Raw genomic sequence first — 23,803 nt, 5'->3', positions numbered from 1 at the left:
ATCCTTTGTCGAATCACGCCGGAGCCCCTATGAGACGTTTTACTGCCACATATTGCTTGCCACTGCTTGCCCTGTTGTTTGCGCCACTGACCATCCCGGCACACGCCGCTGATGCTGCCAGCCCTGACACAGCAGCAACCCCAACCAGCGCCCAGCGGATAATCAGCGCCGGGGCCGGTGTGACTGAGCTTATTCTGGCGCTGGATGGCGCCGGGCAGCTTGCCGCCGTGGATGTTACCAGCACTGTGCCCGCCAGCCTGAACGCCTTGCCAAGAGTCGGCTATCACCGCCAGCTTGGCAGCGAAGGCTTGCTCTCTTTGGGCGCCTCTGTGCTGATTGGCTCCGAAGCCATGGGCCCCAAAAGCACCCTGGATACAGTGCAAAGCGCAGGGCTTGAGGTGATGGTGCTGCCCACAGCCACCGATGCCAACGCTCTGGTGGCCAATATCCAGGCCCTTGGCGAGAGGCTGGGTAAAGCGGAGCAGGCCAATGCGCTCAGTAAAGGGGTTGAAGATCGCCTCAAGGCGTTGCGTAACACTCAGGTGAATGGGCGGGTACTGTTCGTGCTGCTGCAATCAGGCCGTCCGGCCCGGGTAGGCGGCAAGGGCACTGCAGCCGACAGCATCATAAAGCTCGCCGGAGTGAACAATATCGCCGACTTTGAAGGCTACCGGGATGTGTCGGCCGAAGGCCTGTTGGTGATGGCGCCAGAGCTTATTCTGGTGGCCAGCCGCGGCGAGGCAGAGATTTCCGCTGCCAGCCTGCTTGAAGAAATTCCACTGCTCGCCCATACGCCAGCAGGTGAGAAAGGGGCAATCCAGGTGCTGAGCGCCGCCGCCCTGATTGGCGGTGTTGGGCTTGGCGCCATCGATGCTGCTGAAGCGCTGCAAGCCCATTTTGTGCGGAAAGATTGATATGCAGCTTGCCCCAACCTCAAGCCGCAAGCGGCTGGCTGTGCCCTTGCTGCTTGGGCTGCTTGGCCTTTGCAGTTTGGTGTCACTGAGCACGGGTCCTCTGGCGATTGCCCCGCTGCATGCCCTTGGCGGGCTGCTGGATACCTTGCTGCCGTTCGAGCTTGCCAGCCTGGCGCCCCACGAGCGGCTGATTATAGAAAATGTGCGGCTGCCGCGCACCCTGCTTGCCATGGCAACCGGCGCCATCCTCGCCATGTGCGGCGCCGTGATGCAGGGGCTGTTTCGTAATCCGCTGGCCGATCCGGGGATCATCGGCGTGTCCTCAGGCGCGGCGCTGGGCGCTGCCATCTGTCTGGTGCTCCTGCCCGCAGCCCCCGCCATCAGTGTGCCTGTTTTTGCCTTTGTGTTTGGTCTGGCAACCACAGTGCTTATCTACAAACTCGCCAGCCACAGGGGCGGCACCTCGGTGGTGCTTTTGCTGCTGGCAGGAGTAGCTGTGGCCGCACTCGCCGGGGCGGGCATTGGGCTTTTGAATTACATCGCCAGCGATACCGCGCTGCGGGATTTAAGCCTGTGGCAGATGGGCGCCATCGCCGGGGCCAACTGGCACTATGCCATTCTCACCCTGGTCACTGTGGTGCTGCTTTATGGGCTGCTCCGACGTGATGCCAAGGCGCTGGATGCACTGCTGCTTGGCGAGAGTGAAGCACGGCACCTTGGCATAGATACCCAAAAGCTGAAACGGCGTTTGGTCGTGCTGTGCGCCCTTGGTGTGGGGGTAGCGGTGGCAGCCACCGGCATCATAGGTTTTATCGGTTTGGTGGTGCCTCATCTGGTGCGGATGATAAGCGGTGCCAGCCATCAAAAACTGCTGCTGCAAAGTGCCCTTGCAGGCGCCCTGCTGCTGGCACTGGCTGACATTCTTGCCCGCACCCTGCTGGCCCCCGCCGAAATGCCGGTGGGCCTGGTCACGGCGCTGCTGGGCGCGCCTTTCTTTATCTTTTTGCTGCTCAAACAGCGCCACAGACTGGGTTAGGAGAAAACAGATGCTGACGGTTTCCAATCTAAGCTTCGGCCCCACTCATCAAAGGGTGCTGAGTGATATCAATCTATCGCTGCAACCGGGCAAGGTGTATGGCCTGCTTGGCCCCAATGGTGCAGGCAAATCGACGCTGCTTAGACTGCTGTGCCGGGAACTTATCCCAAGCGGCGGTGACATTGCGCTGGATAATATTGCGCTGACAATGTGGCCAAGGCTTGAGCTCGCCACCCGCCTCGGAGTACTGCCACAACAAGCGCAGCTGGACTTTCCATTTCAGGTGGCAGAAGTGGTTGAAATGGGGGCCTATCCACTGTCGCTGTCACAGGCACAGATCGCAGGCTACGTAAGCCAAAGTCTTGCGGCCGTTGGCCTTGACGGCTTTGAGGAGCGCCAATATGGCAAACTCTCCGGCGGCGAACGCCAGCGGGTACAACTGGCGCGGGTGCTGCTGCAACTGAGTCAAACCGACAGGGGCATTCTGCTGCTGGATGAACCCACCTCGGCGCTGGATCTCGCCCACCAGCATAAGGTACTTAAGCTTGCCCGGCGCCTTGCCCGCGAACGCAATTTTATCGTGGTAGTGGTGCTGCACTGCCTGAATCTTGCCGCCGAATACTGCGATGGCATTCATGTTCTCAATAATGGCAAGCTCAGCTTGAGTGGCAGCCCGGATAAATGCCTGACGCCGCAAAATATCCATGCCGTGTGGCACTATCAGCCGAGCCGCTTTGTGGCGGAGGATGGCCGAACACTGCTGTTCTGACCCGCAGCTGCTTTGGCTCGGCTTAGTCGCTGCGTTGCTTCCTGATTGGCAGTCTGCTTAGAAACCGGGAAGCAATAGCATCAAAACCAAGGGATAGGCTTTTGCGCTCCTGATTCAATGGCTTTCATCCGGCCACGCTTTGTGGCCATTCCCCCATTTCAAGGAGAAAGCCACAAGATGGGACCTTTATCTGTATCCGCCAGGGCGCTGATGCTCACCAGCCTGGCTGCACTGGTGCTGAGCGCACCTGCCTTTTCGGCAAACAGCCTTACTGGCAAAGCCGAATCAGACATCACTGAGATGTCACTGAATTCCCCCGATGGCAGCATTCAGGCCACCCTGAGTTATGGTCAGCAGCTCGCGCTCAGCGCCAGTATCGATGGCACCAAGGTGCTACTGCCCTCCCCCATCGGCATGAGCTTTAGCGACGGACGCGCCTTTGGGCCAAACGCCGAGCTTAAAAGGCAGCATCGCGGCAGCAAAGATGAGATCATCCAGCCGGAAGTGGCTGTGCGAAGCGCCAGTATCCCCAATCAATACAATAGCCTGACACTGGAGTTCACTCAGGGGTTCGACCTGGAGTTAAGAGCCTTCAATCAAGGCATTGCCTACCGCTTTGTCTCCCATCTTAAGGGCAAGCGCGAACTTGCCAGCGAGCAGAGCGAGTTTCAGTTTGCCCCAGGCAGCTTTGCCTATTTCCCTTACGAAAAGCACTTTCGCACCGCCACCCAACCCAACTTTACCCCGGTGGCGGTCAAGGCCATCGATGGCGATGAGCTTGGCAGCCTGCCAACCCTGGTGGTGGCAAATGGTATCAATGTGCTGCTGACAGAAACCGATCTGCAAAACTACCCCGGCCTGTGGATTAAGGGCGATGGCAAAGGAGGCCTGTATGGCGTGCACCCTCAGGATTTGGCTAACGACGGCAAGGAGCTTAGCCGCATCGCCACAATTGATGGCCCGCGAAGCTTCCCCTGGCGCATTCTAGGCCTGGCCCGCAGCGATGCTGCGCTGATGGACAATCAGCTGAGTTATCTGCTGTCAGAGCCCTCCCGCATCGGCAAGCCAGACTGGATTAAGCCCGGCAAAATCGCCTGGGACTGGTACAACGAAAATAACCTCAAAGGTGTGGATTTTGACGCTGGCATCAACACCCAAACCTATAAGTACTACATTGATTTTGCGGCCAAGTTTGGCATTGAGAACATACTCATCGACGATGGCTGGTCAACCCACGAAGACGTACTTACCGTACTGCCCGGCATCGACATGCAGGAAATTATCCGCCACGGCAAAGCCAAGGGTGTAGCTGTGCAGCTTTGGGTGCCCTGGAGCGGGCTCGACAAGCAGATGGAAAAGGCGATGAAGCGCTATCGTGACTGGGGCATCACCGGCCTTAAAATCGACTTTATGAACAGCGACAGCCAGTCGATGGTTAATTTTTACTGGCGCGCCGCCGCCATGGCCGCCAGGTACCAGTTGATGGTGAACTTCCACGGCTCGTACAAGCCTGCCGGAATTCATCGCACCTACCCCAATGTGATGACCCGCGAAGGGGTTAAGGGGCTTGAAAACCACAAATGGTCCAACGTGATCACCCCAACCCATAACCTACATCTGCCCTTTATCCGCATGATTGCCGGCCCCATGGATTACACCCCGGGCGCCATGCGTAACGCCCACCTTAAAAACTTCAACAGCGTGTTTTCACGCCCCATGAGCCTTGGTACCCGTGCCCACCAGCTGGCCATGTATGTGCTTTACGAAAGCCCGCTGCAAATGCTGGCCGATACGCCCTCAAGCTATCTGGCCGAACCAGACATTCCGGCCTTTATCAGCAGTATTCCCACTGTATGGGATGAGTACCGGGTGCTGCACGCATCCATCGGTGAATACCTGATGCTGGCGCGGCGCAGGGGCGATAGCTGGTATATCGGCGCCATGACCAATGAGCAGCCGCGCACCCTAGAAGCGCGCCTCGATTTTCTGCCGGCGGGCAAATACCGCCTGAGTCTGATGCAGGATGGGCTGAACTCAAGCCGCCACGCCGAAGACTATCGCTTCAGCGAGTCTGTGATAGACAGCGGCGCCCCCCTTGCCATTCCCATGGTGGGCGGCGGCGGGTTTGCGGCCATACTGACGCCGCTGTAATCGGCAGTTGCCTATAGAAAAGAGAGCCAAAAAAAAGGAACAAAAGAAAAGGGAGCCAACGGCTCCCTTTTCAATTCCAGCTTCGTACTTACGTCAGGTATATACTTGCGCCAGGCTTGCGCTTACGCCAGGTTCGCAAGCGCTTGCTCGAGGTCGGCTATCAGATCTTCACAGTCCTCCAGCCCCACCGAAATGCGCATATCCCCCAATGACAACCCCATGGGTTCAAACTGGGCCGGGGTCATTTCCTTCAAGTAGCTGATGGCGGGGGCGAAGATCAGGCTCTCATGCCCCCCCCAGCTGACGCCGATACGAAACAGCTTAAGGCCATTCACAAAGCCCTTGATGGCATCAAGGTCAGAGGATGCGAGCCGAAACGCCATCAGGCCGGTGAAGCCGAGCATCTGCTGCCTCGCGAGCGCATATTGCGGGTGCGACTCAAGCCCGGGGTAACTCACCGACGCCACCTTGGGGTGGGACTCAAGATACTTGGCCACCTTCAATGCCGAGGCCTGATGGCGCTCAAGCCGCAGCGGCAGGGTGCGCAGGCTTCGCAGTAAAAACCAGGCCTCCATGGGCGCCATCTTGGCTCCCAAAAGCTCAAACTCGTTTGCGGTAATGGCATCGATTATCCCGGCGCTACCCATAAGCACACCGCTGACGATATCGCTGTGGCCGCCAAGGTATTTGGAGCAGGAGTGCACCTCCAAATCCACCCCCATGGAAAGCGGCCTCTGATACACAGGCGTAGCCCAGGTGTTGTCTATCATGCTGGCTATGCCCCGCGCCTTTGCGAGAGCCGCGATAGCAGCAATGTCCTGTAGCCCGAACACCCCGGATGAGGGGCTTTCAAGATAAATCAGTTTGGTGTTCGGCCTGATGGCGGCAGCAATCTCATCGGCTTCGCCGCCGACAAAGCTCACCTCAAGCCCAATGCGGCTTTTAAGGTAATCATCCAGCAGCCGCACCGTGGGCCCATAGGCATTTCGCACGCAAATGATATGGCAGCCAGGACGAACAAAATGCAGTATGCCAGCGGCAATGGCGGCCATGCCCGAGCCAAACAGCTTGGCCTTTTCGGCGCCTGCAAGCTGCGCCAGTTTCTGCTCGGCCTGCACCACGGTCGGGTTGTGGCCACGGGTATAGATGGCGTTATTTATCTTGTCATCGAAGGCGCTGTCGATGGCCTGCCAACTGGCAAAGGTGAACAGCGAGTTTTGATAGATGGGCGGCACCACGGCGCCAAAGGTTTCGCTGCCAATGGCATCGTCATGGCACAGGGCGGTGGTAAGCCCCAGCGGATCTGTTGCAGAGTCCTTCATTGTGTATTCCTGAAAAAGGCCGGGGTTATACAGGTCTGCTAAACCCGGCCCAAGGCCCGGCTTAGAGCGACATTGGCAGCGGCGCTCTGCCATCCCAATACTGACTCTTCAGCTCTGCCCCGTTTTTGATAAGCCGGATTTGTTGCCCATCCCCCTTGCGCTCGGTGCAGATATCAAAGTCATCGTCAAAGGCGCGAATATGGCGCAAACACATCTTATCCCAGCTTTGCGGCAGACGGGGAGCCAGCGTCATGGATTTAAAGCCGGTGGGCTCGATGGCAAACAGCCCCTCGGTCACAACCCGCGCATAAAGCCCTGATTCTGCTGACAGATGTCGCTGCCCCCCCTCGGGCCAGGCTTCCACCGCGTAGGGCACGTGCTCACCGAGCAACCTTCGCTGGCTGTAATACTTGAAATAGGCCATGGCGGTATCGGTTTCACCGGCAGCGAAAATGCCGCGAAACGCATACAGGGTCGCCCTGTCCCAAAAGGTCTTATCGCCGGACTCGGTGTAAATGCCGTTCTCGCTCCAAAGCTTGTCTGATAAGAGCGCGGCAAGAGTGCCGTGCCTGCGCTCATCAAACCCCATCACCAGCGGCAGGGCAATCCAGGCACGCAGCTTGTCGTTGCCTTCGTAATAGCGATAGGTATCAAAGCCTTCCACCGTTGCGGCAAAGTAGCTGTCAATGGCAAGACGCAGCCTGGCCGCCTCAGTATCCAGTTCTTCGGCGGTGTCTCCCTGCCCCAGCGAGCGGTAGATATTAGCCGCGGATTTAAGCGCGGCGAAGCCAAGCATGTTGGTACTGAGGTTCACCTTGCCTGCGGGGAAGCGGCCTTCGAGCTCATCGGTGTCGGATGCAATAACCCCCTCGGGTGTCTTCTGGCGACGGTTGTACTCCAGGCACCAGTCAATCAGAGGTAAAAGTTCTTTTGCCTCAGCTACGCTGCCACGGGCCAGCGCGTAACGCCCGGCGCCATAGGCCACCATGGCGCAGTCGCCCCTGTCACCCACGCCAGCCCAAATATCCTTGCCTTCGGCGATGATGGATGAGGGCAGTGGCCGGTAGTCAGGATTCATAAAACGGGCGAAGTGCCGGAAACTGTTCATGGCGGAGTGATTGCCGTTGGCATCGCCCAAAAACGGAAAGAAAGGGTTTACATATTCGGCCTGATCGTTGGCCCAAATCGCAGCATAGTAGCGGCTGCCGCCGGGGCCATGCATCAGGCCGCCACGGGTGCGGAAAATGCTTTCGGTCGCCCTCAGTTTGGCAAAGGCAAACATCTGGTTTATCACGGGATCCGGCGTTTCCAACACCAGATTGCGATTAAACTCAGCCACTTTAGCGGCGCGCCTCTTGAGGGCATCGGTTGCCATACCGACATTGAGCCCGGGAAATTTCGGCTGCTGCTCGGCGCGGCCACTGAAGCGCAGCGCAAAGCTCACGGCCTCACCAGGGGCAAGAGTCAGCAACCGTTCGCCAGTTGCCTTGGCCGCCGGGTCAAAGGCACCCTCAAGGGTCAGTATGTAGCTGCCATACACGCCTTCGGCAGCCTGTGTTTGCTCCTGCTGCGAAGGCAGGCTGAGGGACAGTGAAATCGCTTTATCCCCCTTATTTTTAAGCTGGTACTGCTCGTAAAAACTCGCCTCTGTGGTATCCGGTGCCAGGGTGACAGACAGCCGCAGTCCGCCGCCTTTCTTAGCTTCAAGCGCTTCAGCTTCCAGCGCCTCAGCCTCCAGAGTCAGAGCGCCATCAAAAGTGACCTTACGCAGCTTGAATATTTGCGGCTTATCGCCAACACGCACCTCCGGCAGGGCAACAAAGTCGCGGATAAGGCTGGCATGGGTGTCGTTGGGCAGGGTGCGCAGCATGGGCCACACCAGTTTGCGGGACAAGATAAGCGAGCCATCCGCCGCCGCGCCATAGCGGATAATGGCCGCGATCTGCTCACCAGCCATCTCAAGATGATCTTCATGGGCATCTGTCACCTGCCACTCGATACCCGAATCATTGAGCTGCCAGCGGTCTTGGGGGCTGGGTAACTCTGGTAAAGCGACGGGCCTGGCCTGCGGCCGCGTTTGAGCCTGGGCAGGGGTAAGCAGCGGGGATATAAGGCAGCACAATGCCAATGCGAGGGAGCGGCGCATGGTTGCAATCTCCATAGGGTTATTTTAATTGGTTTTTAATAGCTTACAGACGTTTGATTTCTGACTGGGCCTGAGAGCCAGCATGCCAGTTGCCCGCAGGGACGACTTGCGTTTTCCCCGCTTCCAGTTCCCGAAAAAGGTTATGCGCGCATCTTTTGGGTGCGGGCACGAAACTCCTGTGGCGTCATTTTGAGTTCGCGCTGAAAGATGTCGTAAAAACGGCTGATGGAGCCAAACCCCGCCTCAACGGCAATATTCAGCACCCCACGCTCGGTATCCACCAGCAAGGCCTGGGCATGTTGCAGCCGCAAACGGTTGATGTATTGCTTGATGGAAATTTTCATCACCTTGTTAAACAGCTTCATGGCGTAGTTGGGGTGCAGCCCGGTGGCGGCGGCCACGTTGTCGACGGTGATTTTTTCATCGTAGTGCTCAGCGATGTACCTGAGCATGGTATCTATGTGGAACAGCCCCGACACCGGACTTTTGAGCTCTCGGGTCACCTCCTGCTCTGCCAGGCCAAAATGGGTGTATTTCTCCACCGACATTCGCCGGATGCGGCAGCGGATTTCACTCACCACCTGAGCGGTGAGCGCAGGGTCGCCCCGGGTCAGGTCCTGCTCCCACTGACGGGTAAGTTCATAGTCGCTAAGGTGCAGCTTGTCCGACACCAGCACCTCGCCCCGCAGCAGCAAGCCAACAAACTCTGAGGGGAACTTCCACGACTGAAATGCCTGCAGCGGAATATACACATTGACCATATAACCATCGCCCTGGCTGGCAATCATCTGGTGGGGAATCGATGCCCAGAAGATAATCATCTTGCCCTCTGGCACGCTTATCTTGTGGCCATTAATCAAATAATCAGCAGAGCAATCAAATAGATAATTAATTTCCACATGACCATGCCAATGGCTGTGCGCCATGATTTCTGGCTGATGTACCTGAAAGCCGAACTTGTGTTCGCTGGCCTGGGTAACGAGGGGGCTGGCGTTGTCAAAGGCGATGCGGGTTATCCAGTCTTGCATGGCGATGGCTCTTATGATTTTTTGCTCATACTAAACATTGCATACAATCTACTCAATCGACAGCTGAGTTTTCAGGAATAAAAGTGCTGATTTCAGGAGATAAAGCTTCGGGAAATAAAAAAGGCCGTCAGTGACGGCCAGGCAAAATGAGACAGGGTCTCAGATAGTCCTGGTAAATCAGCATGCCAGGAAAAGCCGGCGCTCCCGGGAACACAGGTGCGCCAGCAAGGCTCGGGCTTAGAAACGCGCCCGCAGGCCGAGGGAGAAACGCCTGCCGTAGCTGGCGGCATAGGTGATATGGGATGGGTCTGCCAAATACTCGGTGTAGACCTTATCTTCGAGGTTGGTGACATCGGCAGTCACGGTAAAGTTGTCGTTGATGTCGTAACTCATGCTCATATCCAGCCAGCTGCTGGCATTGGCCCAGCGCTCTTCGGCAAGCCAGTCGTTATCCACCCAAGACCAGGCTTCACCCAGATAAAAGCCGGAACGGTAGTTGTAGGCAATACGCGCCTCAAAGCCTTCGTGCTCGTAAAAGGCCACCAGGTTGTACTGGTCGTCCGAGAGGCCAGGGAACGGCTTGTGATTACCTTCATCATCGGTTTCGGCCGAAACACTGTCGTTGTAGGTGTAGTTGGCTTGGATCCCGAGGCCCTCAAAGGGCAGCAGGGCATCGAAGGTTTGCAGCCAGGCAATTTCAAAGCCGCGGATAAGCGAGCTTCGGTCGTCATTGTAGGGGCGCCACACTTCAAATGGCTGACCGCCAATCTCTTCCTGGGTTTTGTCCCACTTGATGAAGCTGGCCACATCCTTGTAGAAGGTGGCGAGTGCGAGTGTGCCTTCATCGGAGTAATACCATTCCAGCGCGGTATCAAACTGATCTGCTGTGTAAGGCTTAAGATCCGGCACCGACATCTCAAGGTATCGCACGCCCTGCTCGTTCGGGGTAATGCCGATATAGGTATAGGGCGACAGCTCCCACAGCGATGGACGCGAGATAACCTGCGACCAGGACGCCCGCAGCACCAGCTCGTCGGTCACATCCAGCTTGGCGTTGATGCTTGGCAGCCAGTTATCGTAGTTGTAATCCTCGGCCACCGGCTGGGTTGCCATCCAGCTGTCATCCACAGGGTCGCCATTGGCATCGAACTCCAGTTTATGGATGTTCTGGGTGTAACCACTGGAGGTAACATCAGTGCGGACGTACCTCAGGCCCAGGTTCACCAGATACGGCATATCAAACACACTGTCGGTCAGGTTGGTTTCGACATAGGCGTTAAAGATGTTCTCTTCGATGCTGAAGGTTTGCGCCAGCTTAAGCTCTGGCTGCAACAGCGCCGCCGCAGCCGGGTCGAGGGTGGCGAGATAGTCGTACAGGGCATCCACATCCACGCTGGCCCAGTCATCGGGAATATTGGCATCTATGCCATTCATAAAGTCGTTGATACCGCCCGGCAGCATCACACTTGAGGGCAGCTGCCACCACTCATGGCCGTAAAAATTCACCAGCGCCGAGGACGGGGCATTGACCTTGTCGAGGTTTTCACCGGCAAAAATTGATGGGTTGACCGAGCGGAAAGTCAGGCGATCTTTCTTCTGGGTATCGTACCCCACGCCAAACATCAGCTTGCTGAAAAGCCCCTCGTTTTCCCACACCCCATCGAAGGCAAAGTGGCGGGTCTTGTCTTCCACCCCGATGCCATCGCTGTTGGTATACCAGGCGCCAAAGGTGCCGTCCGGAGTTACTGGCTCAGACAGCAGAATATCCGGCACATCGCCGCCCGAGGTCCAATCGACGCTGGCGCTTTGAATGCCGGAACGCGCAACTATGTATTTGTTATCACCATTGTTTTCGTTTTTGGCGCGCGACTCGGCCATATCCAGGGTCAGGGTCAGGTCGTCCAGCATCCAGGCAAAGTTAAGCCCGAGCTGCCAGGTGGTGTTGCGCCTTGGGCTTCGGGTATCGACTATGTCCATCAGCGCCGGACCTTCCCAGGCGAGGCGGTCGGCCCAGCCATCGTCGCCGATAAGCGCATCTGTGTAGGTGCCGTTGGGCGCAGGCAGCCACCACTCGGAGTAAGTCACCACCGACAGCTGCTTACCGCGGGAGTCGATATCATACTGGCTGTAGAGACCATCGAGGGTGATGTCGAGGTTATCCAGCGGCCGGTATTGCAGCGCAAAGGTGCTGCCGGTGCGCTCACGCTCATCTTCATAGGAGGTGAGCTGCACATACCCCGGGAAACGGGCATTGGCATATTCCACATTGCCGTCTGCGCCAATATCCACCTCACGGGCGTGGAATGAGGCGGCGCCATAGGCGTCGTGACGGTTGGTGTATTTGGAGTGGGTCAGCGAAAACAGCGCGCCAAACGTATCATCAAGGAAGGTGTCGGAGATAAGCAGCGAGGCGCGGGGATCCAGGCTCTCGGCCCGCTCGTTGTAGGCGCCGCGCAGGCTGCCCGCCAGCACAAATTCGCCCATATCCAGAGGCCGGGCGGTTTTCACGTCGATTACCGCGCCTATGCCGCCCTCGGTGAGGTGCGCCTGGGGAGTCTTGTGCACCTGCACCTGACTGATAAGTTCAGAGGCAATCACATCGTAGTTGAAGTCGCGGGACGGGTTATCCGACGCCAGCTTACGGCCATTGAGGGTAGTGATATTGTAATTGCCGGTTAAGCCGCGCACCGTGACTGTCTGGCCTTCGCCGTTACTGCGACTGACGCTGACCCCCGGGATCCGCTGCAGCGCCTCGGCGATGTTTTCATCGGGGAATTTGCCGATGTCTTCCGCAACGATGGCATCCACCACGTTGTCGGCCAGCTTCTTGATTTCCTGGCCTTCTTTTAAACTGCTGCGGATGCCGCGCACCTCAATCACTTCATCCACGGCCTGCTTGTCGCTGGACTCTTCAACGGTGCTTTCGGTGGTTTGGTCGTTAGTGTTCGGCTCTGCGCCCCAGGCGGGCAATATGGCCCCCGCCAGCGCCCAGCCAATGGCCAGCGCCAAAGTGTGTTGTTTCATGGTTATCCTGCCTCTTGTTGGGTGTTGCCCCAAGACGCTGCGATACCACGGCAACGATGTGGGGTTGGTTGCTGCCTCGCGGCATTGCCCCTATTTAGCGGCCCGACTAAAGCGCACGACATCCGGAACCCAAAGTTCTGTTTCCCGATTGCTAACCAAACACAACGCACTGAAATCCATGTGCTTATCTCCTTCCCGGTTTTGGCATAGTTGTTCCCGAAAGCGGGCATGCGCGCCTTGGCGACCCCACTGGCATTTGCTAGAGTCGGGGAAACACAAGAAACGGATGTCGATGTGACCCACTCTCCCTTTGCGTTATCCCGCCACTCAACAAAAGGCGTTGCCCATCGTGGCCTAAGTCTGCTGGCCGGGCTGATGCCATTGATGTTGATAAGCCCTGCCGCGCTGGCCTACGAGCCAAACGAAGGCCACCACAAGCTGACTCAGGCAGCCTTTAACGTGCTGGAAAAGTGCAATATGCCGCTGAGCGCCGAGCTTAAACAGCAGGTGATGGCTGGCAACCTGGCCATGGACAAGGGCGCGGGTAAACTGCCCGATACCCTGATGGACAGCGACCAGGCCAAGGCGCTTTACCCGATGAAGGTGCGGATCCATAACTGGCATTTTTATCATCCGGATAAGACCTCGGACGCCCAGCGGCTGTCGGGTAAAACGGATATGTCGATGGCAAGGCTGTGGCAGGCAGGCGTCACAGGGCTTACAGAGGCAGACAGCAGCCAACAAGGCTATTACCTCGGCGCGTTAATCCATCTGATCCAGGATGTGACAGTGCCGGCCCATACCGCGCCTGTGTATCACGGCCCTAAAATCATCGCCTGGAAACCGGAATTCGCACCGCTGGTGAGTTACCTCGGCTGGGGCTTTCGCGGCCTGTTCAGTATCAGCGACCCCATAGATACCTGGCCGGTTTCGACGCAAACCGGTATGCGTTGCCCGCAGCTCGATGGGATAGCGTCAGAGCCTGGCGTCAGCGCTGCCCTCAGCCAACTGCGGGACACCACAGCCAGACAAACTCTGACGGCGCTGACTGCGCCCATGGCAGGCTGCAACCAGCGCTGGGGAATTTTTTGGCAACAGGATATCGGCCACAAGTATTTTTCGGGCTATAACCAGCAGCTAAAACACATTGATAAAATGGGGGATTTCACCATTAACGACCAAAGATGCACCCCAGACTATCAGGGCTTTGTTGCCGGACGGCACAAGGCGGCAGTGGATGCCACCGTGGTGGCGCTGGGGATCTGGCTTAAGCAGTCCGGCGCGCTTAATCAATCGGCAGCGCTTAAGGAAGGTGCGAACAAGTCGTCGCACAGCTCTGGCTTTGATAGCAGCGACAGTTCAAGGCATTCAACTGAAGGCATGCCGAGGCCTGCTGAAGTTGAATAACGCAGAAATGGTGTTGCTATCAAAGCCCCGTAGGGCGTGGCTTACAGCGGTATCTGCTGCGTTACAGTTCTTGCGAAGGACTAGGGCCATTCGCTGCGAACTGTGCCTTGCATCTATCCACTTTAAGCACACGCAGAGCAAGCACGGGACTTATTCGCACCTTCCTTAATCGGTCCGGTTCATAAAGGCTTCGAGGGCATCGGCGAGTTTGGATACGCCCGATGTGAGTTTACTTTGCGGGCGGCGAACCAGCAGCTTTTCTTCGGCGCGAAACAAGGCGCCGCTGGCACTGTACCCAAGCCAGGGAAAAGGCTCAGACTCCCAGCGCCTCAAGATTTCCGTGACCTTGCCCTGATAGGCCCAGGGCATGCTGGCAAGTTCACTGTCGGGTTTCACAATCAGGCTCGCCAGGGTTTCGCCAAACAGCATGCTGGCGCCTACGCCTTCGCCGCCATAGCCGCCAATAAAAGCAAGGCCTGTGGTGTTATCAAAAATCGCGTGGGGCCTGAATCGGCGCGACAGCGCAAGGCAGCCGCCCCAGCCGTGGGTCAGCTCCACACCCTTGAGGGCCGGGAAGAAGGCGCTGAGCAGCTCACTTCGAAGGTCAAACATATCGCCCATGGGCGGTTCGCCCAAACGTCTTGGCCGAAAACCAAAACGGGTTTTAACCGCGCCGCCAAAGCCATAGCCACCGCGGGCACCAAACACCAGGCGGCCATCATGGCTGCGCTGACCATAGGTGATAAGCCGCGAGGCATCGGCAAAGGTCTGTCTGCCGTCGAGGCCAATGTTCTGCCACTGCGCCTCGCCAAGTGGCTCGGTTGCACAGAGCATACTGAATATCGGTAAGCTGGTGTTGCCATCAAGTCCCAGCAGCCGCTGATAACCTTCGAGCGCCGAAACCAGAATATTGGCCGTGACACTGCCTTTTGCGGTCAGCGCCTTTTGCCGCACCTGCTGCGGCTGAACCTGAGTCACGGCGCTCTGTTCATAGAGCTTCACGCCCAGGGTTTCGACCACTCGGGCAAGCCCCCGAACCAGCTTTAACGGCTGCACCCTGGCGCAATGCGGGGTAAAAATTGCCGCCTCAGTGGCGGGTAAATTCAGCGCCTTTTTGGCGTCATCGGCGTCAAGCCAGCGGATATCTGTGTCATCAAAACCAGCGCTGCGAAAGTGCTCAAACTCGGCCTTTAAACGCTTAAGCTGCTGCGGGTAGCGCGCCGCCACATGCAAATTGCCACCATGGTGAAAATCGCAGTCGATGCCGAGGCTGGCCAGCAAACTAGCGCCCCTCGCCACAGTGCCGGTGATAAGTTGCCTGGCGCGGTCGCGACGCTCGCCATCCAGCATTGCCAAATAGTCGATATCACCACCAAAGCTGCCCATAAACCAGCCGCCATTGCGACCGGAAGCGCCCTCACCGGCCATGGCCGCTTCCAGCACCACAACATTGAGGCTCGGGTTAAAGCGTTTCAGAAAATACGCGGTCCAGAGTCCGGAATAACCGGCGCCGAGAATGCAGACATCGGCTTGGATATCGCCCTCAAGGGCAGGCCTTGGCGCCATGGTTTCGCCAAGGGTATGGGCCCACAGGCTCTCACCCAGGCCGCCGGCCGGGATCACGACTCGACTCCGAGCAGGGCTTTAACTTCATCCAGATGGGTATCCATCCAGGCGCTGCTGATGGGACCCCAGGTACGCACCCGATAGTAACCGGCGTTGTGACGCTCGCCGTCCTGAACGAACTCCACCTCGATACCTATATCGCCAAAACTGGCAATGGCGTCCTGCAGGGTACGCCTGGGCATACCCGTGAGCTTACCCAGCGATAACAGGTTGTGGCGCTCATCGTCCATCAGGTGCGCCAGGTACAATTTTCGCAGAAAGGCTTTATGCTGCTTGCTCACTTGAGGCTCGCTGTCGATGTCTTTGGCCATGGCTCACTCCTGAACGTATTTCCCTCAAATTACGCGAATTTTCCTGACTTACCAAGCGTCTTCGCTTCGCTGCTGCCTCAACAGAGAGTTTGGCCAAACCGCTGGATTTATATGAGTTTTCACTGTTATATTGCCAAACATCCCAGAAAATGTGGCAAGGATGAAACAAATGCAGGAACAAGATGCCATTTCGCAGCCATTCCTGTTGCAGGAGCAAGACTGGAGCCCCTTCGATGTGCCCGAGCTGATGCCGGTGGATAGCCGCTATCCGGGCATGCTGCTGGCCAGCACGGCCGTCGGCTTTTTGGTGGTACTCGCCGCCATCAGCCTGTTTTTAATCTTCACCCACGCAGGTGCCATGCCACTTTTGATAGTGAACGGCATTGGCGCCAGCCTGTGTGCACTGGTGCTGTGGCTGTGCCACCGCTGGGCCCACAGCCTGAGCTACGGCGTCTCGGCGCAGGAAGTCATCAGTCAGCAAGGCTTTTGGTGGCAGACCCGTACCGCACTGCCCTACAGCCGCATTCAGCATGTGACCCTGTCCCAAGGGCCGGTGGAGCGCCGCTACGATTTGGCGTCGCTCAAATGCTTCAGCGCCGGCAGCGGCCGGGCCGAGATAGAGATCCGCGGTCTGACCATGGCAAGCGCCGAACGCCTTCGCGGCCATATTCTGGCCAAGGCCGGAGTGCGTGACACATGAGTGATAATCCGTGGCAGCGACTGTCGCCTTGGTCTGTGGTCAGCTTTACCCTGGGCACGGCAAAAGGTGTGCTGACTCAAGGCTATGCACTGATCCCTATCGTTTTTACCGGCTGGAAAAAGGGTTTCGACTCGCCGCTGGTGATTGGGGTGGCACTGGCGGTGCTGCTTGGCATCATCAGCTACGCGCTTATCCAGTATGTAACCTACCGTTTTCGCCCGGGCGCAGACAAACTCGAGGTGCGCCGCGGGCTGTGGTTTGTCCGCAAAGATGAGCTCCCCTTCGATAAAATTCAGAACGTCAGGCTGGATCAGCCGTTTTATTTCAAACCCTTAAAGCTGTGTACCCTGGTGGTGGAGACCGCAGGCTCCAAGAATGATGAAGTCAGCATTGCCGCTATGGAACTCGCCGGTGCCCAACAGCTTAAATCCCATTTGCTGGGTAAGCAGCGCCGCTTCGCAGAGGCAGATCAAACCGGCGCTGACGCCCTGGATGATGGCGACAGCCTGCCCCCGGACACCCTGGTTGACGCAGGGCAGGTGCTGGTCAAACGTTCACCCAAAGAACTGATTATCTTCGGTTTGTACCACAATAACTTTGTTTGGTTTATGGTGTTTGCTGGCTCGATTATGGGCCAGCTGCCAATGGACAAAATCATCGAGTCACTGGGGCTGGAAGCGGCTTTGCAAATCAAGCAGCAAGGACCGCTGATGGCAAGCCTCACCATGGCGGCGCTGGCGGTATTGGGCTATGTGCTGTTTTCGCTGCTGTCGGTTCTGTTCGCCTTTTTGAAGTATCACCCCTATCAACTGCACCTTGGCCCGCAAACAGAGCCGACTCTTGAGCGCAGCGGCGGCATTATTGCCCACCAGCAGGATGCGCTGGCGATGCGCCGGGTGCAGTTGCTGGAATTCAACCAACCGCCCATTGCCCGGCTGCTGGGGCGCTGGACCTTGTTTTTCCGTCAGGTGCAGGGCCACGAAGTTGAGCAGCACGTCAAGCTGCCGCTGCTGGTACCTGCGCTGACCCGCGAGGAGCTGAGCGAACTACTCGATGCGCTGCCCGCCTTGCCCGGCAACAGTGGCAAGCCTCCTGCCGCCGCAGAGTTTCTGCCGATAAGCAGTGGCTGGCTCAGTCGCCGTTTGCTGCTGCCCGCACTCATAGCGACCCTGTTCATCGCTTTTTCCAATAATTGGGTGGCGATAGAAATAGCTCTGACCGCCTCAACACTTACGGCGCTTGGGATGTGGCTCAGATTCCGCCACTGGGGCTACCTTATGGGCGAGGACGTGATTTGGCATCGCAGCGGCCTGCTTGGCCAAAGCATTAAGCGGATTGCCCTGTGCAAGGTGCAGCACCTTGCCATAGTGCAGTCTCCGGGGCAGCGAAAGGCAGGCTTTGCCACCTTAAACATAGGTCTGGCCAGCGGCGAACTGCGCCTGCCCTGGATCCCCCTTGGCGATGCCAAAGCCATGGCAAAAGCCGCCCTCGACCGGGTTCGACCTGACAATCACAACTGGATTTAAGGAGCATTCAATGGCTGCATACCACTGGCAAAGCGTTATCGACTTTTGGTTTACCGAAATAAGTCCCAAGCACTGGTGGCAAAAAGACGATGCTTTCGACCAGCTTATCAAGCAGCGCTTTGGCGACTGGCTGATTGCGGCAAAAAAAGGCGAGCTGTATCAGTGGCGCAGCGAGCCTTTGGGACGACTCGCCGAAGTGATAGTGCTGGATCAGTTTTCCCGCAATATCCACCGCGACACTCCAGCCGCCTTTGAAGCCGATCCCATGGCGTTGGCGCTGGCCCAGGAGGCGGTTGCCCTCGGTGCTGACAAGGCTCTGCCAGCGCAGATGGCGCCCTTTTTGTACATGCCGTATATGCACAGCGAGTCGGCCGTCATCCATCAGGTCGCCATGACACTGTTTGACAGCGATGCGGCCAGGGGCAATCTGGAATTTGAAATTCGCCACAAGGCTATCATCGACCGCTTCGGTCGCTACCCCCATAGAAACGCGATTTTAGGCCGAGTATCCAGCGACGAAGAGGAGGCCTTTTTGCAGCAACCAGGTTCTTCCTTCTAGGGTAACAAGGTGAAAATTCACCGGGTGAGCTAGACTTAAATCAGCTTACTTTTCAGTGCGGCACCAAAAATATTATCAAGCCGCCTTCTCCTGAGAACATAAGGCAAACATGGGTAACAAACATCGCCTTCCCCTTCCGCTGCTGGCGCTGCTGGCGGGGGGGATAACCACACCAGTGTGGGCAGACAGCATCAATGTAGGGGTGAGCTTTGCCATTCCCCCCTACGTTATTCAGCAAAACAACAGCGGGCTTGAGCTCGAAATCTTAAAGCATGCGCTGGCACGGCGGGGCCATATGACGGTGGTGCATTACCGCCCCCTCGCCCGCACCTTTCGCGAGCTCAAAGAAGGCCAGCTCGATGGCATCATCAACACCCAGCCCCATATGCTCGATGGGGTGTTTTACTCTGAACCTGTCATTCGCTTTCACAACTGTGTGTTTACTCTGGCATCCAGAGGCCTGTCGATATCCTCGATGTCAGACTTAAAGGACAAGAGCGTGGTGGCGTTTCAGCAAGCCTCCAGGCTGCTTGGGGATAGCTTTGGCAACAGCATAGCCAAGCAGGAAAGCTACAGTGAAATTGCCGCCCAGCGGCACCAAATCCACCTGCTGTTCAAGGGGCGCACCGACGCCATTATCCTCGAACGCAGTATTTTTGGTTATTACCGTAAGCAGGAAGTGGATGCGGGTTTCAAAGATGCACTGGTGGATGTCGATGAGCACTGCATCTTTCCACCACTGGATTACCGCTTCGCGTTTCGATCAGAGCAAATCCGCGACGACTTTAATGCCGGTCTTAAAGAAATCAGTGAAGACGGCACCCTCGATGCGCTGCGGCTCAAATACCGCGATATGTTGGCCCTGCCGGACGATGAATAAGTCCGGCAGCACCTTTGGCTACATAAGATAAGCCGCGAGCCCAACTGGGGGTTCTGTGTTTTGCGCCCAGCCTTGCCTCAGCAAGCGACTAGCGGGGACACAGCGGCAGCAGCGGTCCGTGGACGGCAACATCCTTCATGCTGTAGTGGCCCTTAAGGTCGCGATACACCTTGGTGTGCCACACTTCGCCGTTATCGAGTTCAAACTCAATGGCGTAGTTCAGCCCGGCCACCACCTGGGTGCGCACTTCACGAATATCCTTCAGCCTGGCCGCCGTGTTCATCTGCCTGAGCACGGTATCCAGCGCCGCCCTGGCGTCGTCACTGACTTCTTCCTGACGATGCCAGCCGCCGGGTAAGCCATCGCCGGGGATACAATCTTTAATACCATCCTGAACCATTGCCATGTCTCCCTGAGTTGCTGCTTGCGCTGCCGACTCTTTCTGTACTGACTCTTTCTGTACTGACGCTTGCTGTGTTGTCGCTTCCTGGGCAGACGCTTGCTGCGCCGCAGGCGAATCAGCGACAGCTTGAGTATGCCCGGCATTGTCGCCGCAGCCCGCCAATAACGCCATGCCAAGCAAACCGATATAAATCCGATGCATATGCCACATCCTTATGTTCAAAGACGATGATGAATTTCCATTTTCATTTTTATATCAAACTATTGAGATGCAACTATTCGTGCCAGGGCAAAAACCGCCTTTAGGTTGACTGACGGGCGCAACTTTTGCGAGCCACGCCAATAAAGCGCAAGCCCGGACAGGGTGCTTGCTGAGAACAGATCAACCGGCTACATTGGCTGCCCATAACAATAACCAGCCGCCCTGTTTATGCAATCCAGCTTCTATCTGATGGCCGCCTGCTCGGCCATATTGATGGGCACCATAGGTATTATTGCCCGCCTGGGCGACCTCGATGCCGCCACCCTCACCTTTTATCGTCTGGCCCTCGGCGCCTTGATATTGATGTTGTTTGTGCTGATTAAAGGTCAGGGCAAACGCTTATTGGCCCTTCCCCATTGGGGCACTGTGCTTGGCGGCGTGCTGCTGGCGAGCTTTATCCTGTGCTTTTTAAAAGCCATCGAAACCATTCCCATGTCGCTTGCTATTATGCTGGTATATCTGGCGCCAGCGGTGGCCGCCATCGGCGCCCACTTCCTGTTTAACGAGCGGCTGACGAAGGCCTCTCTGGGGCTGGTGCTACTGGCGTTTTTTGGCTTTGCCATGTTGCAGGAGTTTTCCCTCGACACCCAGGGCGCCGAGGCCGAAGGACTGGGCTACGCCTTTGCGTGCCTCGCGGCCTACAGCGCCTTTATTTTGATAAACAAGCAGGTACCTGCGAGCGCTGACCCTTTTGCCAAAACCTGGGTGCAGCTGTCGGTGGGCGCCCTTTGCTGCGTACCGCTGATCTGGCAGCTGCCCTTTCCCAGCGGCAACGACTGGTTTTGGCTGTCGATGGCGGCCTTGTTCCCCGGTTTTTTGGCGATACTTTTCGCGGTAAAGGCGATAGCCGCCCTGCCCGCCAAGGTGTTCGGCACCCTTGCTTACCTTGAGCCGCTGGTCGTGGTACTGGCTGGATTTTGGCTGTTTAACGAGCCCATGTCGGCACTAAAATGGGCTGGCTGCGGCCTTATTCTGCTGAGCGGCATTGCCCAGGCACAGCTTACCAGACCGCCTCGCCGCACTGGTCAAGCCAACGCCCATGGGGTAAGTTAAGCGGCAAAAATACAAGCCGCCTGCCGGCAACTGAAGGAAGCATCCGTGAAATTATCAAGCCAAATCTGGGTGGCCGCAGCCGCGCTCACTCTGGCCTCCTGCGCCGCCACAACCAGCTCCACAGGTGGTCGCGATGGAACACCTTACATCAGCGCTGAGCAAGCCGCCGCCCGCTCGGCACGGGTCAGCAATGTCAGCTACGAGTTGGATTTTTCGCTCACCGGCGAGCGTGAATTCAGCGCCACCAGCACTGTGACCTTCGATTTGGCCGATACCCTCTCGCCGCTGACGCTGGATTTGAATCAGGCCAGAGTCACAGGTCTTGTGATTAACGGCGCCAAGGTGTACCCCAATTACAACGGCAGCTACCTTGTGCTCAACCCCAAGCTGCTCTCCAGTGGCCAAAACCGCATTGAAGTAAGCTTTGTGCGCCCCCACAGCACCAATGGTGAGGGCCTGCACCGCTTCGAAGACCCGGTCGATGGCAAGGTGTATCTTTACTCCCACTTCGAGCCCGCTGCCGCCCAGCAGATGTTTGCCGTGTTTGACCAGCCAGACCTCAAGGCAAGCTATAAGGTAAAGGTGAAGGCTCCCGCCGACTGGCAGGTGATCACCACCATGCGCGAAACCAGCGTGACCGACGAAGGCAATATTAAAGTGTGGGACTTCCCGGCCACACCAAAGCTGAGCCCCTATAACTTCTCGCTGCACGCCGGCCCCTATCAAGTATGGCAGGACAGCCGCGCCAAATATCCAATGCGCCTCTTTGCCCGCCAGTCCATTGCCGACAAGGTGAACCCGGAAGACTGGTTCCGCTACACAGCGCTGGGCATTGATTACTTTGAAGGCTACTTCGGTATCCCTTATCCCTTTAAAAAGTATGACCAGCTGCTGGTGCCGGACTTTTTGTACGGCGCCATGGAAAATGCCGCAGCCATCACCTTCTCTGAGTCGGGCTTTGTCAGCAGTGGCGAGATGAGTCTTAAGCAAAAGCAATCGCTTGCTGGCGTTATCATGCACGAAATGGCCCACCAATGGTTTGGCGATCTGGTGACCATGAAGTGGTGGAATGGCCTGTGGCTGAATGAGAGTTTCGCATCCCTGATGGGCACCATGGCGCTGGAGAAAATCCCTGAATTCGCCCATGCCTGGCAAAGCTTTTACGCCGGAGGCAAGCAGCGCGCCTACACCCAGGACAGCCTGGTGACCACCCACCCCATCGAAGTGCCCGTGCCCACCTCGGGTAATGCCTTCGATAATATCGATGCCATCACCTATCAAAAAGGTGCCGCCAGCCTGCGTCAGCTGAGCATTTTGCTGGGCCAGGAAACCTTTCGCCGCGGCGTTGCCAGCTACTTGAATGAATTCAGCTACCGCAACGCGACCCTGGACGACTTTATCCAAAGCCTCGCAAGAGCCTCGGGCAAAGACTTAAGCCAATGGACCCAGGACTGGTTGTATCAGCCCGGTGTAAACCATGTTCAGGCCGAGTTCGATTGTGAGGGCGACGTAATCAGCCGCTTTAGCCTGCTGCAAAGTGCCCCGGCCGAGTATCCGGTGTTGCGGGAGCAAAAAGTGCAACTGGCCCTGTTCGATGCCGACCGCCACGGCCTGCATCGCGACCGGGTAGTGGAAGTCACCTTCAAGGGTGCCAAAACCGAGGTGCCTTCGCTGATTGGCAAGCACTGCCCCAAGCTTGTGTATCCCAACTATCAGGACTGGGGATACGTGAAGGTGAATCTGGATGCCCGTTCTTTTGAAACAGCCCGCAGCCACCTGGCCCGTGCCGAAGACCCGCTGCTGCGCGCCATGCTGTGGCAAAGCCTGTGGGACAGCGTGGAAGACGGCAAGCTGCCATTGCAGGACTTTATCGCCACCGCGCTGGTGAATGCCCCCAAAGAGCAGGATCTGCAGATCAGCAACCAGATCATCGACAAGCTCAAACGCAGCGCCGATTACCTGCACAGCGCCCCGGCGGCATCAGGTAAATTCACCCAAAAGGCCCTGCTGGCACTGTCGCAAATGAGCCTGCGCCGCGCCATGGAAAGCCGCGGCAACAGCGAGCTTCAGGGCAACTGGTTCGATGCCTATGTGTCGCTCGCTTATGGCGGTGAAGCCATTGGCCATCTGGACGAACTGCTCGATGGCGCCAGCCGCATTCAGGGGCTGGAAATCGATCAGGACAGACGCTGGGATATCATAGCCCGTTTGAATCGCCTCGATGCCATAGGCGCCGAGCGTCGCATTCGCGATGAACTGGCCCGTGACAGCAGCGACTCAGGCCAGAAGGCCGCTATCCGCGCCAAGGTGCAGCGCCCTGACGCCAGCATCAAGCGCCAGTGGCTTGGCAAGATTGCCGCCGGCAGCGAGCCGTTTCCCAAACTTCGCATTGCCATGTATTCCCTGTATCCGCCGGAGCAGCAACTGCTGGCGCAGGCGAGCAGCGATGAGCGTTTTGCCATGCTCACCGAGCTGGATGCCAGAGGCCCGGTGTTTGCCCGCTCTGCCGCCACGCTTATCCCATCAAGTTGCAGCGCCGAAGGCGTAGCGGCCATCAGCGACTATCTGGCAGCCAAACCCAAGCTCTCAAGCGGTATGGAACGCGCCCTTTTGGAAGCACGCCAATTGCAGCAGCGCTGCGTGAATGTGGTTACCCGCCTACCCTGAGCGATCCTGCATCAGTCAAC

General features: G+C 57.3%; 18 protein-coding genes. 11 read left to right on the top strand and 7 right to left on the bottom strand.

The genetic code is table 11. The features are described 5' to 3' along the window. The first annotated feature begins 29 nt into the window (after positions 1–29). The 4 genes from MJ923_RS10360 to MJ923_RS10345 all read left to right on the top strand — a co-directional run bounded on the left by MJ923_RS10360 (position 30) and on the right by MJ923_RS10345 (position 4,870). Entirely contained in the window at positions 30–914 is an 885-nt protein-coding gene (locus tag MJ923_RS10360; protein ID WP_240591013.1) for a heme/hemin ABC transporter substrate-binding protein, read from the top strand. A 1-nt stretch (position 915) separates the two neighbouring features. Beyond that, the gene (locus tag MJ923_RS10355; protein ID WP_240591012.1) at positions 916–1,950 is read left to right on the top strand and encodes a FecCD family ABC transporter permease; all 1,035 of its coding nucleotides are present in this window, start codon (positions 916–918) and stop codon (positions 1,948–1,950) included. 10 nt (positions 1,951–1,960) lie between these two features. Then, positions 1,961–2,719, top strand: a complete 759-nt coding sequence (locus MJ923_RS10350; protein ID WP_240591011.1) for a heme ABC transporter ATP-binding protein — start codon at positions 1,961–1,963, stop codon at positions 2,717–2,719. A gap of 177 nt (positions 2,720–2,896) precedes the next feature. Further along, on the top strand, positions 2,897–4,870 hold the full coding sequence (locus MJ923_RS10345) for a glycoside hydrolase family 97 protein (protein WP_240591010.1): 1,974 nt from the start codon (positions 2,897–2,899) through the stop codon (positions 4,868–4,870). 122 nt (positions 4,871–4,992) lie between these two features. Here MJ923_RS10345 and MJ923_RS10340 read toward each other — a convergent pair whose 3' ends face one another. From MJ923_RS10340 to MJ923_RS10325, 4 genes are all read right to left on the bottom strand, one after another. Further along, positions 4,993–6,192 (bottom strand): trans-sulfuration enzyme family protein, encoded by a 1,200-nt coding sequence (locus MJ923_RS10340; RefSeq protein ID WP_240591009.1) that lies wholly within the window; start codon positions 6,190–6,192, stop codon positions 4,993–4,995. A gap of 61 nt (positions 6,193–6,253) precedes the next feature. Further along, positions 6,254–8,338, bottom strand: coding sequence for a glucosidase family protein (locus MJ923_RS10335; protein ID WP_240591008.1), 2,085 nt, complete (start codon positions 8,336–8,338; stop codon positions 6,254–6,256). A 140-nt stretch (positions 8,339–8,478) separates the two neighbouring features. Further along, complete coding sequence (melR, locus tag MJ923_RS10330) at positions 8,479–9,366, bottom strand: transcriptional regulator MelR (RefSeq protein WP_240591007.1); 888 nt, start codon at positions 9,364–9,366, stop codon at positions 8,479–8,481. 237 nt (positions 9,367–9,603) lie between these two features. Beyond that, positions 9,604–12,390 carry a TonB-dependent receptor gene (locus tag MJ923_RS10325; RefSeq protein WP_240591006.1) on the bottom strand — a complete coding sequence of 929 codons (2,787 nt, stop codon included), beginning with the start codon at positions 12,388–12,390 and terminating at the stop codon, positions 9,604–9,606. Positions 12,391–12,684: 294 nt separating this feature from the next. Between MJ923_RS10325 and MJ923_RS10320 the strand changes: the two genes are divergently transcribed. Then, positions 12,685–13,797, top strand: coding sequence for a phospholipase C/P1 nuclease family protein (locus tag MJ923_RS10320; RefSeq protein ID WP_240591005.1), 1,113 nt, complete (start codon positions 12,685–12,687; stop codon positions 13,795–13,797). Positions 13,798–13,962: 165 nt separating this feature from the next. Here the strand turns inward: MJ923_RS10320 and MJ923_RS10315 are convergent, their stop codons facing one another. Together MJ923_RS10315 and MJ923_RS10310 are read right to left on the bottom strand one after the other, a co-directional pair. After that, positions 13,963–15,420 carry an NAD(P)/FAD-dependent oxidoreductase gene (locus MJ923_RS10315; RefSeq protein WP_240591004.1) on the bottom strand — a complete coding sequence of 486 codons (1,458 nt, stop codon included), beginning with the start codon at positions 15,418–15,420 and terminating at the stop codon, positions 13,963–13,965. Beyond that, on the bottom strand, positions 15,417–15,734 hold the full coding sequence (locus MJ923_RS10310) for a winged helix-turn-helix domain-containing protein (protein WP_126168089.1): 318 nt from the start codon (positions 15,732–15,734) through the stop codon (positions 15,417–15,419). Before MJ923_RS10310 ends, MJ923_RS10315 begins: the two co-directional genes overlap by 4 nt. A 169-nt stretch (positions 15,735–15,903) precedes the next feature. Here MJ923_RS10310 and MJ923_RS10305 point away from each other — a divergent pair, with 169 nt between their 5' ends. The 4 genes from MJ923_RS10305 to MJ923_RS10290 all read left to right on the top strand — a co-directional run bounded on the left by MJ923_RS10305 (position 15,904) and on the right by MJ923_RS10290 (position 19,399). Next, positions 15,904–16,434: a PH domain-containing protein gene (locus MJ923_RS10305; protein ID WP_240591003.1), complete on the top strand. Its 531-nt coding sequence runs from the start codon at positions 15,904–15,906 to the stop codon at positions 16,432–16,434. Beyond that, entirely contained in the window at positions 16,431–17,960 is a 1,530-nt protein-coding gene (locus MJ923_RS10300; RefSeq protein WP_240591002.1) for a PH domain-containing protein, read from the top strand. Before MJ923_RS10305 ends, MJ923_RS10300 begins: the two co-directional genes overlap by 4 nt. A gap of 10 nt (positions 17,961–17,970) precedes the next feature. After that, entirely contained in the window at positions 17,971–18,519 is a 549-nt protein-coding gene (locus tag MJ923_RS10295) for a DUF924 family protein (protein WP_240591001.1), read from the top strand. A 109-nt stretch (positions 18,520–18,628) separates the two neighbouring features. Next, positions 18,629–19,399 carry a substrate-binding periplasmic protein gene (locus MJ923_RS10290; protein WP_240591000.1) on the top strand — a complete coding sequence of 257 codons (771 nt, stop codon included), beginning with the start codon at positions 18,629–18,631 and terminating at the stop codon, positions 19,397–19,399. Between the two features lie 88 nt (positions 19,400–19,487). Here the strand turns inward: MJ923_RS10290 and MJ923_RS10285 are convergent, their stop codons facing one another. Further along, entirely contained in the window at positions 19,488–20,003 is a 516-nt protein-coding gene (locus MJ923_RS10285) for a cystatin domain-containing protein (protein WP_240590999.1), read from the bottom strand. Positions 20,004–20,231: 228 nt separating this feature from the next. On the opposite strand from MJ923_RS10285, the gene MJ923_RS10280 reads away from it, so the two are divergent. Beyond that, positions 20,232–21,116: a DMT family transporter gene (locus MJ923_RS10280; protein WP_240590998.1), complete on the top strand. Its 885-nt coding sequence runs from the start codon at positions 20,232–20,234 to the stop codon at positions 21,114–21,116. A 45-nt stretch (positions 21,117–21,161) separates the two neighbouring features. Next, complete coding sequence (gene pepN, locus MJ923_RS10275; protein WP_240590997.1) at positions 21,162–23,783, top strand: aminopeptidase N; 2,622 nt, start codon at positions 21,162–21,164, stop codon at positions 23,781–23,783. The last annotated feature ends 20 nt before the right edge of the window (positions 23,784–23,803 follow it).

Source organism: Shewanella zhuhaiensis (assembly GCF_022484835.1).
Classification (GTDB): Bacteria; Pseudomonadota; Gammaproteobacteria; order Enterobacterales; family Shewanellaceae; genus Shewanella; species Shewanella khirikhana.
The sequence above is the reverse complement of the archived record's forward strand: the minus strand, read 5'-3'. Positions and strand labels throughout refer to the sequence as shown.

Bases quoted from the DNA above. Each gene is read 5' to 3' on its own strand.
- MJ923_RS10360 (WP_240591013.1), top strand. From the start codon at position 30: ATGAGACGTTTTACTGCCACATATTGCTTGCCACTGCTTGCCCTGTTG.
- MJ923_RS10355 (WP_240591012.1), top strand. From the start codon at position 916: ATGCAGCTTGCCCCAACCTCAAGCCGCAAGCGGCTGGCTGTGCCCTTG.
- MJ923_RS10350 (WP_240591011.1), top strand. From the start codon at position 1,961: ATGCTGACGGTTTCCAATCTAAGCTTCGGCCCCACTCATCAAAGGGTG.
- MJ923_RS10345 (WP_240591010.1), top strand. From the start codon at position 2,897: ATGGGACCTTTATCTGTATCCGCCAGGGCGCTGATGCTCACCAGCCTG.
- MJ923_RS10340 (WP_240591009.1), bottom strand. From the start codon at position 6,192: ATGAAGGACTCTGCAACAGATCCGCTGGGGCTTACCACCGCCCTGTGC.
- MJ923_RS10335 (WP_240591008.1), bottom strand. From the start codon at position 8,338: ATGCGCCGCTCCCTCGCATTGGCATTGTGCTGCCTTATATCCCCGCTG.
- melR (WP_240591007.1), bottom strand. From the start codon at position 9,366: ATGCAAGACTGGATAACCCGCATCGCCTTTGACAACGCCAGCCCCCTC.
- MJ923_RS10325 (WP_240591006.1), bottom strand. From the start codon at position 12,390: ATGAAACAACACACTTTGGCGCTGGCCATTGGCTGGGCGCTGGCGGGG.
- MJ923_RS10310 (WP_126168089.1), bottom strand. From the start codon at position 15,734: ATGGCCAAAGACATCGACAGCGAGCCTCAAGTGAGCAAGCAGCATAAA.
- MJ923_RS10305 (WP_240591003.1), top strand. From the start codon at position 15,904: ATGCAGGAACAAGATGCCATTTCGCAGCCATTCCTGTTGCAGGAGCAA.
- MJ923_RS10300 (WP_240591002.1), top strand. From the start codon at position 16,431: ATGAGTGATAATCCGTGGCAGCGACTGTCGCCTTGGTCTGTGGTCAGC.
- MJ923_RS10295 (WP_240591001.1), top strand. From the start codon at position 17,971: ATGGCTGCATACCACTGGCAAAGCGTTATCGACTTTTGGTTTACCGAA.
- MJ923_RS10290 (WP_240591000.1), top strand. From the start codon at position 18,629: ATGGGTAACAAACATCGCCTTCCCCTTCCGCTGCTGGCGCTGCTGGCG.
- MJ923_RS10285 (WP_240590999.1), bottom strand. From the start codon at position 20,003: ATGCATCGGATTTATATCGGTTTGCTTGGCATGGCGTTATTGGCGGGC.
- MJ923_RS10280 (WP_240590998.1), top strand. From the start codon at position 20,232: ATGCAATCCAGCTTCTATCTGATGGCCGCCTGCTCGGCCATATTGATG.